The sequence below is a fragment of the Candidatus Nitrosotalea bavarica genome (assembly GCF_900167955.1).
Taxonomy (GTDB): domain Archaea; phylum Thermoproteota; class Nitrososphaeria; order Nitrososphaerales; family Nitrosopumilaceae; genus Nitrosotalea; species Nitrosotalea bavarica.
In genome coordinates, this window is sequence record NZ_FUYK01000011.1 from 19952 (window position 1) to 35452 (window position 15501).

Sequence of the window (15501 nt, forward strand, 5' to 3'; positions counted from 1 at the left end):
AAGTAAGGTTACGAAACGTTGCTGAAAATTATGTAATTGATAGGTCCGACATGCGAAGGTTTGAGCAGCAACGGTTCAGATGTTATCAAAATACAAATCTTGGTCATTTTTCATTAATAGAAATTGCTAAATTATTGAAGTAATCCAAGATGGTGAATTGGAAATTAGATCATTATCTACTATATCTGTAATTATGTTTGGTCTTTCAGTATTATCGTTCATAATCATGCGTAGCTATCAATCACATATTGCGGGATGGGGAGCAGTGGTTTTTGGTTTTATTGCCATCACAACTATGATAATTGGCGGATTACGAAAATTAAGAGACAGTAAAATTACCAAATCTCAGAACTGATAAAAAAGAACAACACTGTTTTATGTATCAAGGGATTCAAATAGTATATTGAAAAAACACGGTCATGGATCAAGTGTGCAATAATGGGATTATTTGGTAGTAAAAAAAATGAATTTTGCACAATTTGCAAAAAGGAGGTTTCCAGTACGAGTAAACCCAAAAAGGAGTGGGATGTAAAAGGCCAACTATGTGCAAATTGTTATGTCGAGTTTATGAAAAAGCCTCATGAGAAAAAAAAGAATCCCGATGATAAATGTGTCTTGTGTGGTGCAGAACCAGGAGGACTATATCTATGGAAGCCAAAAAAACAATGGAATGTAAAAGGATGGCTTTGTGAGCCTTGTTACAATGAAAAAGAAAAAACAGACAATGAATTGAAAAAAAATTGTGTGTTATGTAATGCAAAACTTGGTTTTATTGCCCGTCATGCAAAAAAAGAATGGAATGTGGAAGGATATCTGTGCAAAAATTGCTGGAATCTTCAAGAATCAAAGACTTGAGAAAAAATTTTGCTCATCAAAGAACTAACTATAAGACCTTTGTTCAAGTGATGAGGATTAGTTAAATTCCAGTAAAATAGAGAAATATCAGAATATAATGAATATTATAAAAATATCGATGTTAATCGTAGCTGCTGTTGCCATCGTTGCAATTGTTGTATCCATAGATCCTTTCAAGCCCGCAAGTACCAATGGGATAATCAGATTGAGTGTAACGGCTCAAACAACTCCAGACGACATAAAGCTTCACACAGAACAAGATGTCACAGATATTGACCAAGATACTACAGTTTTGGACAATTCAACATTAGATAAAATTCCGGTATTAAAAGACGCAATTGATCAAGCATTTAGTAGATTTGTTCCTCCTCCTTTTCATGGCAGACATACTTTTGAGACTAGGATTACCCAAGATGATGCAAGTGCAATCATTCAGCTAGGTGGAGCCAAAGTAAATCAATTACCAGAGACACAATTTAATAATGAAAATTTTGGAGTAAATTTCAATGATAATACATCCGTTATGGAGTTTAAGCTAAATAATTTCTATTATTATGTTACCGTAGAACAACTCACCCCATCATCATGATTGTTTAATCTCCTTTTTTTCCCTTGAATAATTGTGCCATGTCAGCTAAAAGGTACATAAATCCTATCGCAAACATCGTACATGCAATCATCAATAATGGAAAACCAATCAAATCAGTTTGAGAGTAATTTTCCAAATTGGCACTATTTAGATAATTCCATGATTCGTAAAGTCCAACTATTCCAATTATAATCAGAACAATTTCAAACAGCATTGATTTTGCTGTCATGGTCAAAATATTCCTCTTTCTTTCAAGTCCACAATCTGTTCGCCTACCGACCTATATTGACATTCTCGGTTTAGTGCGGCAAAATCTTTTTACATAGCAATAACAATCTAATGCACCTTGTCACTAGACAATAATACCATAATTAGAGAAATAGAAGACTACGTAGCAAATTTTGGTGGAAATTTTCCTGACTGGTATGTAGGTATAGCGTCAAATCCTAAAAACAGATTATTCCAAGACCACAATGTTAATGTGGAAAATGATTCATGGATACATAAACTAGCAAGATCGTTAAATGATGTAAGGGCAATAGAAGATCATTTTCATAATGTAAGACATGCAGATGGTGCAGGTAGAGGTGGAGACAATACTACTGTTTACATTTATGCCTATAGAAAAACAAAAAACACTAGAGAATAACGGCACTTTTTATAATCACATTTCCCGCGGTGGGGGATTTGTTGCAAAGTTCTTATTAATTCCAAAATATATGATTGTGTAATTTGCCCATCTTTTCTGGAAACAATAAAACACGAAAAAGACTCACACGTCCTACAAAAATACAAGTTGCACGAAGTCAAAATTTCATGTGCGATGGTTGTAAAAGACAGATAACAAGTGATGACGCCTATGACATTCATCATAAGGATGGAGATTCCTCAAACTATAACATTACAAATCTAAAGGTAGTACACGTTAAATGCCACGGAAGAATCAATAACAAAAAGAAAAAGTAAAAAATATGAATCTCGGCAATTTCCTAAAGTGGTTGAATTGAATGATGATTATAAAATGATTTAGAAGTAAGTTTTAAATTAAATTTCTTTGGTTGATGAATCAACTCATCATAAATTTGAAAAAATTGGCTTTGAATTCATCCATATTTTCTAGCTTGTCAGTTTCCAAACTTATTGCGTCTAAAACGTCATTGTAATTTCCTTCGTATACCTCTTTCATCACAGTTTTCAAGTATTCTTGATGATCTACGCATTCATGAATTCCACAGCCATAGCGTGCATTAAGTTTAGCCAGTACCAAATTATAGCTAGTATTTCCTTGTTTCATCAAAGCCACTTCTATACAGGTCATAAAGGCAATTCTATTATCTTCATCAACAGAAACCATCGAGAATAGAGTCACCTCATATCTTATAATGATTTATTGTATTTCCAACAAATCATAACGTTCCATATCATGAACCTGATAACTATTTGTTTACTATGTTAGTATGATTGTGAACCCTGTGCAATTTTGTAAACATATACTACAGTTAGAACAATTATAGTTGAAATTACAAAACTAACACTTGGAATAGAGATCAGAGTTGGCATCATGCCAGATCGTCTCTCGATGAATCTATTCAAGATGACGGATACATGAGTTATTGGTCCAAAGCGAAACAATTTCATACATATACTAACAAACAAGATATATATATTCATTAGGATCCTAATCATTAGCAAACTAATGAAATTAGTCGCGTTTTAATTATAAGACAGTCTTGCTACATCTCCAGTTGCCTATGCTCAGAAATAATGGTTGATCAACCTACAAGGTAATAGTATCTACTTTGGAGAGTAAATAGGAGAAGGACTGAAGGTTATTTTTCTGATTCTTCAAACTGCTCATCTTGTTCGTAGTTTTCTTTTAGTTCAAGCTGATGTGCTTCTTCGTTCATCTCTTCTTGTTCAGTCTTTTTTCCAGATTCCTGATATGTGCTAATGTCATCAGAAGATGACTTGGTCAAAGTCCACGATTTTAGTTTTGCAATTATTTGTTTTAACATGCAACACCAAAGTCAAGAACGCTATATAGGTTAAAAGGAAAATTATCAATCTCAATCCATGGTTTAACAGATCTTAAAGTTTTAAGACAATAGCATGTTTTTTGACTTGTAATGTAATTATTTTGTCCAATCTTTCTTTTTACCAAATTCTATTAACAAATACATGATTTCATCATAGGAATTTTGAGTTATCAGCTCACGCTCTATTATCTGAAAAAGTATAGATTCCAATCTCACATGTTTACCTTCAATCATATTTGTCAAGTCGTTGATTGCCTGTTTGATATCACCCAATTCCTCCTTGTTTGTATTTCCTGATGAATTCATAGAAGGCCATATCATTTCTCTTCAGCATACTAGACCGTAACTTTTACGACAACAATATGTATTACCTAACAAATCTGTGGGATCTATTTTTATTCGCAGTCAACAAAAAGGTTACTCCCTTTTCACGAAGGAACACATCATCATCGTAAAACTTTAAGATCAATTAAGACCGTATTATAATATGGATAGTAAGGAAAAGGAATTCAAGTGTAAGGAATGTGGTATGATATTCAATGATCGTATACATTTCGAGAGGCATACCCAAGTACATAAGACAAAACATAGTGGATTTGTACAAAAATGGTACTGGGAAAACTAAGCCCATTTGAAATAATATAAAATTACTCTTATATGACAACATTATGTAGAATAATTTAATGAAAATACCGCTTGGACTTGTAATTTTAATTGGGTGCCTCTTAATTGGAGTCTACGTAATGGCAGATTATCTCCTACCAAGTGTGATTTGCAAAATTATTCCTCGTACCAGTGTTAAATCATACATGGGGCAATACAATTCACAGGTGTTAAGTGACATATGTTCTGCAATAACTAAATAACTTTAACTCAAAAAATACATTGCAAGAATAGACATATCAATAAAACAACATCTCACACAAATTGTTTGTCTTGATTAGGCTATACATTTTTGTCCCCAACATAACCAGTAAAAAATGAAAAAAGATGGGATTCAGCTAAGGTTGCTTATAGTTACCGCTCAGATATGCACCACTAGCATAATCAGAAGCAGGTGTAGTGGAATTGCTATTTGTACAGCCTGTCTGAAATGAATAGCAATTATGTGAATCAGTAACCATGTGCGCACCATTGCTGTTTCCGACATAAGTACCTGGAGGTGCTCCTCCGCCTGCTGAGGCCATTGCGATCATGATTACACATGCGCCTCCGAAACAACTTGCCAAGATGATTACGAGTTCTCTTGAAACCATGTTCGATGATAGGACCTCATTTTATTTAACGGTTGTTTACACGTGTAAACTTCACATACACATTTGTCAGTATTATGGACTAGTTTATCAAATAATATTTGAAAATGTTGATGCAAAACTCTTCCTTTCTCTTTTCCAGAGTTTGACCCAGATAATATTTAGAATTTTTTAATTCAGCATTAGTCTAATATTAGGCATAATACATTCATTTGCCATGTATCGTAATCCTTAAACGGTATCCCTTCTAATGTTTTTTCCTTCAACTCGTTTATTGAAAATTTCTTGTCAGTCGATTCCTTATCATACAAGAGAAATTCGTCCTCTTTTTTTCCATCTTTCTTTATCCCATAGAATACAATCCTGCAACCGCACTTCACCTTTTTCTCTGGGTCTGCACAAGTCTTAAGGTCCTCACAATTGAAATGCGTTGCTTGTCCCTTTGGATACTTCTTTGTCATATCACCAAGAATCCTATCTATACCAAACTTACCAGTACTCAATCGGTTAAGTACATCACCTTTTTCATTATAAATAGTAATTTTACAGGGGTTTTCACATTTACAGACTTGATAATTAGTCATCATCATGTTAAATGAATAATGCTAGATAAATGGTTCATAGATTTTCAAAAAGAATTTCCAACAACTCACACACCGTCATACCGCAAGTCATAACCAACTTTTTAGGCACGATAGAACGGGCGTTCTATTTTTATTCGCTGTCGACGTATTCGTCTGGAGTTGGCACTTCTGGTGCAAGTCCCTTTCTCTTTCTGATATCAGCAATTACTTTGGTAAGAATTGAGTTTGGAACTGGAGTCCATGCCTTAAAGTGAGTGTTCCACATTGCACGTCCTGCAGTTTGACCACGCATTATCTCAGACAAGTCAAATGTTTCAGACGCTGGAAGTTCTCCCGTTATGATATGAATGACACCTTTTTGTTCCATGTTTAGTACCTTGCCTCTCTTGCCAGATATTACACCGGCAACGTTTCCAATCATTTCTTGTGGTACACGAACCTCGATTCCAAGCATTGGTTCAAGCAATACAGGCTGTGCCAAAAGCATTGCTCCCGTACAGACTCTTCTAGAAGCAGGCCCTAGTTGTGATAGGCCACGATGAGCTGGATCCTCGTGTGGAACAAAGTGCGTAAATGTAAACTTGGTACCTCTTACCTGTTCTCTTGCAAGAGGACCTTCTTTAACAGAATCTTCAAAACCTGAAAGTATGGAATCAGTAGACTCACCTACAAACTGGACACCCTTGGTTCCATCCACCATGACATTACCCCTTATATCAAATCTCATAACACGTTTTGCCTCGTCACCGTCCCATCCTGCTTCTTTTAGCAACTTGGCAACTTCCTTTTTGTCCTTGTATTCGTTTAGTGTTCCGTTTCTTATCATCTCGGCAACCTTTTCATCTAATGCTTCTACTTTCATGAAGATCTTGTTGTGTCTGTTAGGTGACTTGGACATGATGGGTCCAGCAGCGCCACGAATTGTCTCTCTATAATTAATCAATGGCTGTGATGTAACAATATCCACTTTGGCATCTGCAATCAATGCAGTTGCAATCTCAAGGTGTAACACACCCATTCCAGCAATTATAGTCTCACCAGATTCTTCATTAATTTTTACAACTAAATTAGGATCTTCAATTGTGATACGGTTTAATGCTTCAACAAGTTTTGGCAAGTCTTTAGGATGTTTTGGTTCTACTGCAATTGATACAACAGGTTCTGACACATATTGGATTCCCTCAAATGTATGGATGCCTGCAATAGAAGATAGAGTCTGACCTGCTCTTGCATGTTCCAGTCCAAGTAAAGCTGGAATGTTTCCGGCTGCAAGTTGTCCAACCATTTCTCTTTGGTTGCCCATGAAAAAGTTGACAGATTGGACTCTGCCTTCTCGTTTTGTATCAATCAGATGAATCCTATCACCATCTTTTATCCTGCCAGAAAATAATCTCCCTATTGCAACAGGACCTGCCGCTGGATCCACTGTCATGTTTACTATCATCATTACTGTAGGACCATTATCATCACAGTTCATAAGCGCTTTACCAATATCAGATTCCAAATCTCCCTTCCAGATTTTTGGAATTCTATATCTTTGTGCAACATCTGGAGGTGGAAGATGTTTTACAACCATTCCAAGTACTGCGTCGTACAACGGAGCTTTTTCTGCAAGCTTCTTTACATCGCCGCCTTCAGAATATGCCTCATAAATATCCTTAAAAGAAATTCCCTTTTTCTTCATTACATCAGCGTTAAATCCCCACTTGTCTTTTGCAGAACCAAATGAGACACTGCCATCCTGAATGCTTACCTTCCACTTTTCCTTGTATTCAGGTTCTGCATAAATGTCAATTAGTCTGTTAAAGTTTGTAATAATCTCAAGTAACCACTCTTGCATCTTCTCTGGTGGCAGTCTTAGTTCCTTTATGAGACGGTCAATTTTGTTGATATACAAAACAGGTCTTACTCTTTCCTCCAATGCCTGACGAGTTACGGTCTCAGTCTGTGTCATTATACCTTCAACAGAATCAGATACAACTACTGCGCCGTCTATAGCTCTGAGGCTTCTTGTTACTCTACCAGTAAAGTCAATGTGTCCTGGAGTGTCTATCATGTTGATTACATATTCTTCGCCGTTTTGTTCATAAAGTAAAGTAACGTTTGCCTGGACAATTGTCATCTGTCTGTCTTGTTCAAGCTTCATTGAATCAAGTGCAAGAGCTTGGCCTGCAACAGATGGACTGATAATTCCACTTGATGCAAGAAGACTATCACTCATGGTTGTCTTGCCATGGTCTACATGAGCTATAACTCCAAAGTTGCGAATATTCTTCTTATTACCAATAATGCTTAGAATTTGATCTGTTGCCTTGAATTTCATGGTTTAGCTAAATCCTTTTCCTGCCGGTATTAAACGTTTAGAAGAATTATAAAAAAAATCAGTAGATCATGGAAGAACTAGCATTTCTTAATTTCTTTGCAGATACAAAGAAGCATTCTTTTTTGTTTTTTATTTTTGCCAAGTGCAAGGACAAAAATTCTGAAACAAAGATGAAAAAGATAACTTGTCCTATCGGATCATTTGTTGGAGGATCGATAAGTACAGGATGCAGTCCGCATTTTTTTATCTGTCTTACAAGTTTTTCATTGTGCTTGTTTCTTTTTTCAAATATTATTACAGTGTCACCTTTTCTTGATGAAAACAGTCCCATGTGTGAGAACTGTTCTATTCGCTCATATCGTACATCCATACCTAAAACCTCCTGTAATTTTGCTGCGCAAAACATTGTAATCGGATAACTGTACAAATTTCCTAAAACATAGACTCTACCACGGATCGTTTTTTTGGATACCCTAAAAGCTGTTTTATATAGATTGACGTAATTTGGCATCTTGAATTTAGTCACAAGTGAGATGCATGTTAGCGCACTTGCAAGGAAGCTTACACTTCCCGCTGTCTGGATTCCAGTATTGTTAAATTTTAAATGAATTATACCATCGCATGCATTAGCAAGTTTGCTTTGAGGATTTGCAGTAATTGCAGTAGCAATTTTAGATTGTCTTGCAAGTTTGATATTGGATATGGTATTTCCTGATATAGATATCAGGTACAAACGATGATTGTTCAAGAGTCTCTTGTATTTTGACATGTCAAGTGGGTCCAGTGCCTTTACTCTAAAATCAGAAAAGACTTCGCCAAGTTGTGCAGAGCCAAAAGAGTCCCCAGTTCCACAGAATATGGCCTTTTGTTGATTTTGTACAGACAGTTGTACTTGAGATTCAAAGTGTTTCAAAAATTCAAGTTGCATCAGTATCTCGCTTTCAAAGGCAGCGATTGTATACACGAACTTGATTTTTATAATAGACATAAAAATCATCTTCATGGATATTACGATAGGGCATACTCCTGACGCAGATGATGCATTCATGTTCTATGGAATGTTAAGTGGCAAGGTTACCTCGCCGCTCTTTAATGTAAAACATGTTGTAGAAGATATCGAGACTTTGAACAAGAGGGCTCTGACACATGAACTTGATGTCACTGCAGTCTCTGCACATGCTTGTGCATATCTCAAAGAGTATACCATATTAAGAAGCGGTGGAAGTTTTGGAAAAGGTTATGGTCCCATCGTAGTTTCAAAGCAAGATATTTCAGTAGAAAAATTAAGAGGCTCCAAGATTGCAATTCCTGGAAAACTTACTTCGGCTTTTCTTCTTTTAGAATTAATGATTGGCAAGTTTGATTATATCGAGATGAAATTTAGCGACATTCCAGATGCAGTTGCAAACGGACAAGTAGATGCAGGTCTAGTCATACATGAAGGACAGATTACATATGAACAAAAAGGCTTGACCAAATTGCTTGATGTGGGCTCTTGGTGGAGAGATAGTACTGGAGGACTGCCAGTTCCATTAGGTGTGAATGTAATGAGTAATCATTTTGGAAGTGAAACTATTAAAAAGTTTGACGAGTTTTTCCGTGAATCAATCATATACGGCATGGCAAGACCAAATGACGCACTAGATTATGCAATGCAGTATGGTAGAGGTCAGTCAAAGGATTTGATTGACAGATTTGTACGAATGTATGTAAACGATGTAACAATCGAGATGGGCGTTCTTGGTGAGCAAGCAATTAGAAATCTATTCCAGTTCGGAATAGAAAAAGGTCTAGTGCCAGAGTTTGAACTTAGGATAGCTTAACAGTTATTTATTACACTTTAGAGATATTAATTTAATGGACAAGCGGGTCTTTGCTCTTGGCATAACAATGCTTGTAGTAGGTTTTGGTGTTTACGGATATCTTAGTGAAAATGAACCTGCCGGAAAGGCAGACATGACAGACGAAGAAAAAGCTGCTTTCAATCAAGATCTAATGACAAATGAAGGTCTCAGAAACATTTTAGGACTAGTTGGAGGTTTGGGATTTTTGATCACATTGATCAGTATAGGAATCAGAGGGAGAAAGAAAGGCGGTGCAGGAAAAACAGTGACTCAAAAACCAGCTGAAATCTAGAATGTTTTTAAAATATTGAAAAACGTATCTCTCTGAGCTGGCTCTCTGCCAATCTCTTTAATCATATTTGCAAGTTCTATAATAGAAGAGTTGGTTCCCTTACCAGCTGCTTTGTAAATCTCCTCAGAGAATGCAGTTCCCACCAAGTCATTTCCCCCATAAGTTAAAGCAACCTGTGCAAGTTTCTTTCCGAGTGCAACCCAGTATACAGAAATATTATCAAGTTCTCCTGCAAGCATCAATCTAGAGATTGCAGTTATCCTAAGGTCATACGTAGACGGACTCTCCGAGGTTACCAGTCCCTTCTTTTCAAGTTCGGTGTTGTCAAGGCTAAATTTTAGCGGAATCAATGTAAGAAATCCTTTGGTTCTTTTTTGAACTTCTCTTAATTTTATCAAATGATCAATAATATGTTCAGGTTTTTCAATATGTCCAAAAAGCATTGTAGCGTTACTTTTTATTCCAAGATTATGTGCCAGTTCTATAGTATCAAGCCATTCCTGTCCAGAGCACTTGCCTCTAACTATTTTATTTCTAATATCAGGATGGAAAAGTTCTGCTCCTCCTCCAGGCATGGTATCCAGACCAGCTGCCTTGAATCTAGTCAATATCTCTTTTACAGAATTTTTTGTCAGTCTTGCTATAAAGAAAACTTCAGCTGCAGTAAGTGCCTTGATGTGCATTTGAGGATGATTCTGTTTTATTGTTCGAAACATTTCTTCGTAGTATTCTATTGGAAGTTCAGGATGAAATCCACCAACTATATGCACCTCAGTTGCACCCATCTCTTTTGCAATTGCGACTCGGCCTGCAATATCTTTGGCAGACAGAGTGTACGCATCCTTTTCATCGCCTTTTCTATAAAATGCACACATCTGACAACTTGCAGCACAGACATTTGTGTAATTCATGTAGTATGATGCAGCAAACGTAACTTGTGCTCCAACCCTTTGTTCTCTAACCAAATCAGCTGCAGCGCCTAGCATGTACAGATTATCATAAGACATTAGATCCATACCATCATCGTATGAAAGCTCCTCACCTGCAATGGCTTTTTCAAGTGCTTTTGATTCCTTGACTAGTTTTTCTAGCATGATACTACATGAAGATGGTATCAATATAAAATTACCAAAGGGCATATGATTAGTTAGATTATTGTACATGCATGATACCACACTTTTCATGAAACTGCACCACATTGGAATCGTAGTAAACAATATTCAAGAATCCATGGGAGAGCTCAAAAGATACCTAAACTTTGAGACAACCAGTGCTACATTTCCAGTCGGCAGTCAAAAAGTCAATATTTGCTTTTTAAAAATAGGAGAGCCATTCCTAGAGTTGATAGAGCCATCATCTCCCGACTCTGCAATAAGCGAATTTGCAAAATCTGGTGGAGGAATACATCACCTGTGCTTTGAGGTAAAAGATATTCAATCAGAACTAGAATCTCTTTTAGAAAAAGGCGCAACTATCCTTGTAAATCCGGTAAAAGGCTTTGACGAGCGCCGCATTGCATTTGTTGATTTGAATACAAAGAATACCAAGTGTGGCCTTGTCGAACTTTTAGAGACAAGATAAAAATTTAGAAATTATTTTTCAGTTTTAGATTAGATCTTGATGATATACCAATTATGGCAATAATGGATATCAAAAGTGCAATGGAGGCAAGCGGACCAAACTCCGGAACAAATGTTGTACTTTTTGAGAATGCGATAGTATGATTACCCTGTTTGCCTTCTTGCCATGCCAAATATACTACATTATTCAATACAATCATCTTGCTATCATATGATTCATTTACACTATTGCTTACATTTGTGGAATTTTCAAATGTAACTCCTCCATCTGAACTCTTTGTGATAAACACATTAAATTTTCCAGGGCTACTATCTACCCAGCTGATGTAAATAGTACCATCAGATGCAATTTTTGGCCAACCAGATGCACCAAAATTATTACTCAGGTTTATGGATTTGTCAAAAGTGTTACCATTATCAGTGCTTTTTGCAAAATAGATGTCATAATTTGAGCTTGATATGGTCTGGGTCCATGTCACATAGACATTATTTCCAGTGACAATAAACTGTGGATATCCTGAATCAGCATGAAGATTGCTTATGTTAATGGGTGTCCCAAAAGAATTTCCTCCATCAGTGCTTTTTGAAAATAAAATATCGTATGTTCCCGAAGTATTATCCATCCAAACAACATAGACAGTACCTTGCGATACTGCAATTTGTGGTGTTCCAGATTGTCCAGCATTAGCACTCACATTAATTGGAACATTAAATGAGGCACCATAATCATCACTCTTGGTTAAAAACACATCAAAATTTCCTTTGCTGTTATCCTCCCAAGTCAAGTATACGTGATTTCCAGTTGCAAGTAATTCTGGAATTCCAGAATTTCCTAAATTATGCGTGATATACAAGGGCACACCAATGGAACTTGCGTTGTCATCACTTTTTGCAAATACTATATTTGTAGAATTATTTTCAGATTTTTCAAGCCATGTGAAATACACGTGATTATCAGAAACAGCTATTTGTGGAAAGGCAGCAAGTTTTGTAGTATTACTTATCATAACTGGTTTTTCAAAACTTGAACCACCATCGGAACTTTTTGTTAGAAATACAGAGGCAGTGCCAGAAAGAGAAGTCTGCCATACCACGTAGACATCGTTGCCCTTTTGTGCAAATGTCGCATAATCTGATTGACCTACATTTGAACCAGAAAGATTCATTGGATTGCCAAATGTACTTCCGCCATCAGTACTTTTTGAAAAAAATACATCAGTTCTTCCAGAATTGTTTTCTACCCACAGGGCAAAGAGTCCATCATTAGAAGATATGATACTAGGACTTTGAGAATCAGATGAGATGTTGCTGATATTTACAGGGTTTGTAAAACCAGGAGATGTGTCTTGAGCAAAACTTGGAACAATTCCAGATAGGACAAAAATAGTAAGAATTACAAATACGAATACTTTCACATATTTATCTCAGATTGCCAATATAATATGGTATCACCAAAAAAACAAAATTACTTTAAATCCAATTTATCAACTATCAGATTTAGCTCTACTGTTTCTTTTGTGTTTACAGTATTGGTAAGATGAGTAGTCAGGATTATCAAGTGTTCTTTGCCATCAATTTTCAAACTTGTTTTTATTAAAATTGGTTTAAAGTCAGTATTTGGTCCAAGCATCAGTTTTGGAATCTCATTTTTTATGGAAAGATCAGTTATTGCTTTTATCTTATAGGCCTCAATATCTGTAAAATATACGCCTCCTCTTGTAGTAGGTTCCCGTACTGGAATTTTTGATTTTACAATTGAGATCTTTTGAACAGGGTATGATTTTTCCTCAATATTTATTACATATGAGAGATTTTGCGCTTCAGATACTTTGATAATTACATCCTCATTTTCTAGCATTTGAGATTTAATTTCAAATGAACCTCTAATAATCTTCTGTTTGACATGACACGATACTTTTACAACCTTTAGAATATAGTCAGTATTTGTGAGAAATTATGAAGTCGAAGCTGCATGGCATTATCACAACGGTACAAAACATCCAAACGGAATGCTACTTGGTAGATTCCACACGTATCATCCATCACAGAGACCTACACCTTACAAGATTTACAAAAATGCCCCACAGATCATTTTACCAATAGAAAAAAACTCGCTAGGAGTTTCTACACTTGATGCCATTTCTGCTAACCTTGACATCAGAGACGCATTAGTCCCAGATTTGCAAATCTTATCCAGAATTTTATATTTTTCAGCAGGCATTACAAAAAAGATAAAATTTCAAGGTCTAGGAGAGGTAGACTTTCGTGCAGCCTCGTGTACTGGTGCGCTATATCACATAGAAATCTATGTCGTTTGTTCAGATATTGAAGGACTTGATGCAGGAGTATATCACTTTGATCCAAAAAACATGAAGCTAAATGTAATACGACAAGGAGACTATAGAAAAAATATTCTAGATTCAACTGCAAACGAGTCATTTACAAAACATGCACCAGTCATGCTTGTTTTCACAGATGTCTTTGCAAGAAATTCTGTAAAATATCAATCAAGAGAATACAGACATGCATTTTGGGATAGTGGAACCATATTGGCAAATACACTAGCAATCACAACTGCCCACAAAATATCTTCAAAAATAATCACAGGTTTTGTAGATTTGCAGATAGGTCAACTACTAGGAATAGACATGAATCAAGAGGCACCTCTTGTAGTTTTACCAATTGGATTTACAGACAAAGAGATTCCAGATTCTCCTGACTTGTCAGATCTTAATCTAGATGCCATTTCATCAGAGTATGAGATAGAATATCCAGAAATTAATGCCATGCATGATTCATCTTGTCTTCTAAATAATACTGAGGTAGAAGCGTGGAGACATGAAATGACAAGAGAGGAGAAGAATCATACTCAATTGATTCAACTTGAGAAAAAAATCAATAGCTTAGAATCAATAGAAAATACAATAATCAAACGCGGCTCTACAAGAAAATTTTCTTTAGATGTCATAACTTTTGGTCAATTATCCACAATTCTTAGTTGTGCAACATCTGGAATTAATGCCGATTTTGTAAAAAACCAAACTTTGTCAGATTTGTACATAATAGCAAATGCAGTAGAGGGACTAGATTCTGGCTCGTACTATTATACAAGAGAGAAAAATTCACTTGAATTACTACGTAAGGGAAACTTTAGACATACATCAGGAAACCTTGGATTAAACCAAGACTTGCCATATGATTCAAGTGTTACGATTTTCTTTATGACAAATCTTAAAAAGATTTTAGAACAATTTGGAAACCGAGGATATAGAGTAGCTCAATTAGATTCTGCAATTGCGGGAGGTAAGGCATATCTTGCTTCATATGCATTAGGTCTTGGTGCAACTGGACTAACATTTTATGATGATGCGGTTTCTAGTTTTTTTTCACCACACGCTGCAGATAAAGAGACCATGTTTTTAATTGCAATAGGGAAAAAAGAAAAATCATTGAAATTACATCAAGACTAAAACAAGATTAACTTTTTCCGTATCTATTAAAATTATTCGAGGAATTTTTTAAAAAGAAAAAATATGGAAGTTGTAAACCATTCCACATTCTATGTTCTGTGATTCCATTGCTGGTGTGCATGATATGCGGTACTTACAAACTGTGGGTTTGGATGGTATGATGCACCTGCAAACTGTTGGTGTGTATGATATGCCGCACTTACAGATTGTTGGCTTGGATGATATGATGCACCTACAGATTGTTGGTGTGTATGATACGCTGCACTAACAAACTGCTGACTTGGATGGTATGATGCACCTACAGATTGTTGGTGTGTATGATACGCTGCACTAACAAACTGCTGACTTGGATGGTATGATGCACCTACAGATTGTTGGTGTGTATGATACGCTGCACTTACAGATTGTTGGTTTGCATGGTATGCAATGTTTGCAAATCTATGATCTACATTCAATCTCATGTCTACAAACTTTTGGTTTGCATGGTATGCAATGGCTGCAAATCTATGGTCTACATTTAATCTCATGTCTACAAATTTTTGGTTTAGATGTGATGTAATGCCTGCAAATCTATGAATTCCAGAATATGGTGTTGGGGTCACTGGGTTGTTCGAAGTATCTACTGGTGTAGTTACTGGATTGTTTGAAGTATCTACTGGTGTAGTTACTGGATTG

At 36.0% G+C, this 15501-nt stretch carries 23 protein-coding genes; 10 read left to right on the forward strand and 13 right to left on the reverse strand.

Annotation, left to right across the window (positions count from 1 at the left end; all coding sequences use genetic code 11):
* Window positions 1-157: 157 nt before the first annotated feature.
* From C0Q33_RS07580 to C0Q33_RS07590, 3 genes are all read left to right on the forward strand, one after another.
* Window positions 158-355 carry a hypothetical protein gene (locus C0Q33_RS07580; RefSeq protein ID WP_101477998.1) on the forward strand — a complete coding sequence of 66 codons (198 nt, stop codon included), beginning with the start codon at window positions 158-160 and terminating at the stop codon, window positions 353-355.
* A gap of 83 nt (window positions 356-438) precedes the next feature.
* A complete protein-coding gene (locus tag C0Q33_RS07585) occupies window positions 439-855 on the forward strand; it encodes a hypothetical protein (RefSeq protein ID WP_101477999.1) in 417 nt (138 codons plus the stop codon).
* 97 nt (window positions 856-952) lie between these two features.
* On the forward strand, window positions 953-1444 hold the full coding sequence (locus tag C0Q33_RS07590) for a hypothetical protein (RefSeq protein WP_133121038.1): 492 nt from the start codon (window positions 953-955) through the stop codon (window positions 1442-1444).
* 4 nt (window positions 1445-1448) lie between these two features.
* On the opposite strand, the gene C0Q33_RS07595 is transcribed toward C0Q33_RS07590, so the two are convergent.
* Complete coding sequence (locus tag C0Q33_RS07595; RefSeq protein ID WP_101478001.1) at window positions 1449-1673, reverse strand: hypothetical protein; 225 nt, start codon at window positions 1671-1673, stop codon at window positions 1449-1451.
* 117 nt (window positions 1674-1790) lie between these two features.
* Between C0Q33_RS07595 and C0Q33_RS07600 the strand changes: the two genes are divergently transcribed.
* Window positions 1791-2093, forward strand: coding sequence for a hypothetical protein (locus C0Q33_RS07600; RefSeq protein WP_101478002.1), 303 nt, complete (start codon window positions 1791-1793; stop codon window positions 2091-2093).
* Window positions 2094-2260: 167 nt separating this feature from the next.
* Window positions 2261-2410 carry a hypothetical protein gene (locus C0Q33_RS09355; protein WP_165776475.1) on the forward strand — a complete coding sequence of 50 codons (150 nt, stop codon included), beginning with the start codon at window positions 2261-2263 and terminating at the stop codon, window positions 2408-2410.
* A 100-nt stretch (window positions 2411-2510) separates the two neighbouring features.
* Here the strand turns inward: C0Q33_RS09355 and C0Q33_RS07610 are convergent, their stop codons facing one another.
* The 4 genes from C0Q33_RS07610 to C0Q33_RS07620 form a co-directional block, all read right to left on the reverse strand.
* Window positions 2511-2798, reverse strand: a complete 288-nt coding sequence (locus tag C0Q33_RS07610) for a hypothetical protein (RefSeq protein WP_133121039.1) — start codon at window positions 2796-2798, stop codon at window positions 2511-2513.
* A 98-nt stretch (window positions 2799-2896) separates the two neighbouring features.
* Window positions 2897-3082, reverse strand: coding sequence for a hypothetical protein (locus C0Q33_RS07615; protein WP_101478005.1), 186 nt, complete (start codon window positions 3080-3082; stop codon window positions 2897-2899).
* A 191-nt stretch (window positions 3083-3273) separates the two neighbouring features.
* Complete coding sequence (locus tag C0Q33_RS09095; protein WP_133121040.1) at window positions 3274-3459, reverse strand: hypothetical protein; 186 nt, start codon at window positions 3457-3459, stop codon at window positions 3274-3276.
* Between the two features lie 117 nt (window positions 3460-3576).
* The gene (locus C0Q33_RS07620; RefSeq protein ID WP_133121041.1) at window positions 3577-3801 is read right to left on the reverse strand and encodes a hypothetical protein; all 225 of its coding nucleotides are present in this window, start codon (window positions 3799-3801) and stop codon (window positions 3577-3579) included.
* 362 nt (window positions 3802-4163) lie between these two features.
* Here C0Q33_RS07620 and C0Q33_RS09100 point away from each other — a divergent pair, with 362 nt between their 5' ends.
* The gene (locus tag C0Q33_RS09100) at window positions 4164-4346 is read left to right on the forward strand and encodes a hypothetical protein (protein ID WP_133121042.1); all 183 of its coding nucleotides are present in this window, start codon (window positions 4164-4166) and stop codon (window positions 4344-4346) included.
* Between the two features lie 135 nt (window positions 4347-4481).
* Here C0Q33_RS09100 and C0Q33_RS07625 read toward each other — a convergent pair whose 3' ends face one another.
* The 4 genes from C0Q33_RS07625 to C0Q33_RS07640 form a co-directional block, all read right to left on the reverse strand.
* Window positions 4482-4736 (reverse strand): hypothetical protein, encoded by a 255-nt coding sequence (locus tag C0Q33_RS07625; protein WP_101478007.1) that lies wholly within the window; start codon window positions 4734-4736, stop codon window positions 4482-4484.
* A gap of 179 nt (window positions 4737-4915) precedes the next feature.
* Window positions 4916-5236 (reverse strand): hypothetical protein, encoded by a 321-nt coding sequence (locus C0Q33_RS07630; RefSeq protein WP_133121043.1) that lies wholly within the window; start codon window positions 5234-5236, stop codon window positions 4916-4918.
* A 211-nt stretch (window positions 5237-5447) separates the two neighbouring features.
* Entirely contained in the window at window positions 5448-7640 is a 2193-nt protein-coding gene (locus C0Q33_RS07635) for an elongation factor EF-2 (RefSeq protein WP_101478009.1), read from the reverse strand.
* Window positions 7641-7698: 58 nt separating this feature from the next.
* Complete coding sequence (locus tag C0Q33_RS07640) at window positions 7699-8604, reverse strand: SIS domain-containing protein (RefSeq protein ID WP_101478010.1); 906 nt, start codon at window positions 8602-8604, stop codon at window positions 7699-7701.
* A gap of 37 nt (window positions 8605-8641) precedes the next feature.
* On the opposite strand from C0Q33_RS07640, the gene C0Q33_RS07645 reads away from it, so the two are divergent.
* The gene (locus C0Q33_RS07645; RefSeq protein ID WP_101478062.1) at window positions 8642-9463 is read left to right on the forward strand and encodes a menaquinone biosynthesis family protein; all 822 of its coding nucleotides are present in this window, start codon (window positions 8642-8644) and stop codon (window positions 9461-9463) included.
* 34 nt (window positions 9464-9497) lie between these two features.
* The gene (locus C0Q33_RS07650; protein WP_101478011.1) at window positions 9498-9776 is read left to right on the forward strand and encodes a hypothetical protein; all 279 of its coding nucleotides are present in this window, start codon (window positions 9498-9500) and stop codon (window positions 9774-9776) included.
* Here C0Q33_RS07650 and C0Q33_RS07655 read toward each other — a convergent pair.
* Window positions 9773-10870 carry a radical SAM protein gene (locus tag C0Q33_RS07655; RefSeq protein ID WP_101478012.1) on the reverse strand — a complete coding sequence of 366 codons (1098 nt, stop codon included), beginning with the start codon at window positions 10868-10870 and terminating at the stop codon, window positions 9773-9775. The two genes, C0Q33_RS07650 and C0Q33_RS07655, sit on opposite strands and share 4 nt — an antisense overlap.
* 88 nt (window positions 10871-10958) lie before the next feature.
* Between C0Q33_RS07655 and C0Q33_RS07660 the strand changes: the two genes are divergently transcribed.
* Window positions 10959-11357 carry a VOC family protein gene (locus tag C0Q33_RS07660; RefSeq protein WP_101478063.1) on the forward strand — a complete coding sequence of 133 codons (399 nt, stop codon included), beginning with the start codon at window positions 10959-10961 and terminating at the stop codon, window positions 11355-11357.
* Between the two features lie 4 nt (window positions 11358-11361).
* Here the strand turns inward: C0Q33_RS07660 and C0Q33_RS07665 are convergent, their stop codons facing one another.
* Window positions 11362-12771, reverse strand: a complete 1410-nt coding sequence (locus tag C0Q33_RS07665; protein ID WP_101478013.1) for a sialidase family protein — start codon at window positions 12769-12771, stop codon at window positions 11362-11364.
* Between the two features lie 50 nt (window positions 12772-12821).
* Window positions 12822-13214 (reverse strand): hypothetical protein, encoded by a 393-nt coding sequence (locus C0Q33_RS07670; RefSeq protein WP_245867387.1) that lies wholly within the window; start codon window positions 13212-13214, stop codon window positions 12822-12824.
* A gap of 88 nt (window positions 13215-13302) precedes the next feature.
* On the opposite strand from C0Q33_RS07670, the gene C0Q33_RS07675 reads away from it, so the two are divergent.
* Complete coding sequence (locus C0Q33_RS07675; RefSeq protein ID WP_101478014.1) at window positions 13303-14826, forward strand: SagB/ThcOx family dehydrogenase; 1524 nt, start codon at window positions 13303-13305, stop codon at window positions 14824-14826.
* A gap of 89 nt (window positions 14827-14915) precedes the next feature.
* Here C0Q33_RS07675 and C0Q33_RS07680 read toward each other — a convergent pair.
* The coding region (locus tag C0Q33_RS07680; RefSeq protein WP_165776476.1) for a hypothetical protein at window positions 14916-15501 on the reverse strand (586 nt) is incomplete at its 5' end.